1 protein-coding gene is annotated in these 2,148 nt (G+C 32.8%); it reads left to right on the top strand.

All coding sequences use genetic code 11. The annotated features are described in order from the left end of the window. Positions 1-680: 680 nt before the first annotated feature. Entirely contained in the window at positions 681-2,069 is a 1,389-nt protein-coding gene (locus NBH16_RS23160; RefSeq protein ID WP_250789130.1) for an AAA family ATPase, read from the top strand. The last annotated feature ends 79 nt before the right edge of the window (positions 2,070-2,148 follow it).

Below are 2,148 nucleotides of genomic sequence, written 5' to 3'. Positions count from 1 at the left end.
TCTTTTAATGCTAAAATTAAGGCGTTTAGAGCTGCTTTAAGAGGAGTAACGGATATAAAATTCTTTCTTTTCAGACTTACAAAGCTGTATGCTTAATCCCCCAGGTTTATCGGGTGAGCCCTTTTTTGTCTTTTAAGCAAGACTGAAACAATAAAAAAAGTCCTACAATACGTTGATATTGTAGGACTTGTCTCTTTTTTGTCGCCGTTTGGCTTTGTTCTTATGTGATCCGCCTGGGATTCTCCTAATAGAGTTACCACGCTGATATTTAAAATTTTATATTTTTAGCTTCAAGCATATCCCATGATTTAACCCACTGATTTACTACGTGCTTTTGCGGTAGTTTGCTCATGGAGAATACTGAGGGCAAAGATAATTTTTTATTTTTGAATTTGCAAAAATAGAAGTTGTTTTGTATAACTGCCAGTACCGATAAGGGCGTTTTTATTATAGTAATTTCTCATAGTTTTGCTTGCCATTTGAATACTACCGAAACAATTGGTTGAAAAAACACATATATCTTTAATATTATACACACTCCTAATATCCTTTCACTTTTTCAATCGCTTCCATGTCTAAATATCAGTCGTTGGTGATTTTTCTAAAGAAAAAGACGAAATTTCTTGTTTATTTGCATTTTGTGTCGTATGTTTGCATCAAAATTGAAAATAAAGACAAGAATGATACTGAGAGCAAAATTTGAAAATATACTATCTTTCAATTCTGAAACCGAAATTAGTTTCATTGCAGGGAAAGGTACATCTCTTCCGGCACATGTATATAGAGCCGAAAAAAGAGATGATATATCGGTTTTGAGATCATCTATTATTTATGGAGCTAATGCTTCTGGCAAATCCAATATGATTCGCTGTGTGAATATTTTGAAAAACATTGCATTAGGAAGATTCCCTAGAAATAATTGGGATGTATTTAAGCTGGCACCTGAAAAAAAGGTGGATTCTAAATTGGAAATTGAGATTAAGGCAGATTCTTTGTATTACTCGTATGGGGTGATATTTAATATCAGAGGGATTAAGAAGGAGTGGTTGTATCAAATTAGTAGTCGGGCAAAGAAAAAAATATTTGAGCGTATACAAGAGGTAGATTATGTTAATTACTTCTTTGGAGAGATTGAAGGAAATGAAGAATCTAAGCAATTTGTAAAATTTCTATCAGAAGGAACGCCAATAGATAAAAGTTTTTTGTCCGAATACCATAAAAGAAATGGAAAAGGTATAATTGCGATTAGTAATGTTTATAACTGGTTTGATGATAATTTGAAAATTATTTTTCCAGAAACTCGTTTTCGGGGTTTGTCCTTTCGACTGGAAAAAGATGATGAGTTTTCTAATGTGACTAAAAGGTTGTTGCATTTCTTTAATACAGGTATTTCTGATCTTAAAAAAGTAGCAACTAATAAGGAAGAAACAGATTTACCTAAAAAGCTAATATCACAAATACTATCAGAAGCTAAACCGGATGAAAACTGTTGTGTTGCTTCTTCCGATCAACAATCTGTATATTTCTTCGAAACGGATAAAGAAGGTCAAACTAAGATATACAAACAAATGACTGTACACAAGAATAGTCAAGATGAGGATGTTGTTTTTGATATGGATGAAGAATCTGATGGTTCTATTCGATTGTTGGATTTTATTCCAATGCTTATTGATCTTCAATTCAATTCTGCTGTCTATTTAATTGATGAAATTGATCGTAGTATGCATCCTATAATGTCTCAAAAAATATTTGAGTATTATTTTTCGCAACTTTCTAATGCCAATAATACTCAACTAATTTGTACGACACACGAGTCCCATTTGCTAGATGTAGATTTTATTCGTACAGATGAGGTTTGGTTTGTTGAAAAAGAAAGAGATGGCTCTACTCGATTAACATCATTGGCAAACTTTAAACCACGAGTAGATATCCGTAAGAGCTATCTGCAAGGCAAATATGGTGCAATACCTTTTTTTGCTAATGTGAACACTTTAAACTGGAATAAACTAAAAGATGAAGATATGGTGGCTCACCCGATAAATCAGGGGGAAAATTCTTTAATTCTATAGAAAATTTGCACCTTTGTACCATGAACAATCAAGGACTATTAGCATTGGCACAGTTGATTCTGCCATCAGAGATACTTTC

This window comes from Parabacteroides sp. Y3-G-102, assembly GCF_023656845.1.
GTDB lineage: Bacteria > Bacteroidota > Bacteroidia > Bacteroidales > Tannerellaceae > Parabacteroides > Parabacteroides distasonis.
Note: the sequence above shows the minus strand (reverse complement) of the source record. Positions and strands in the feature narration are given on the sequence as shown.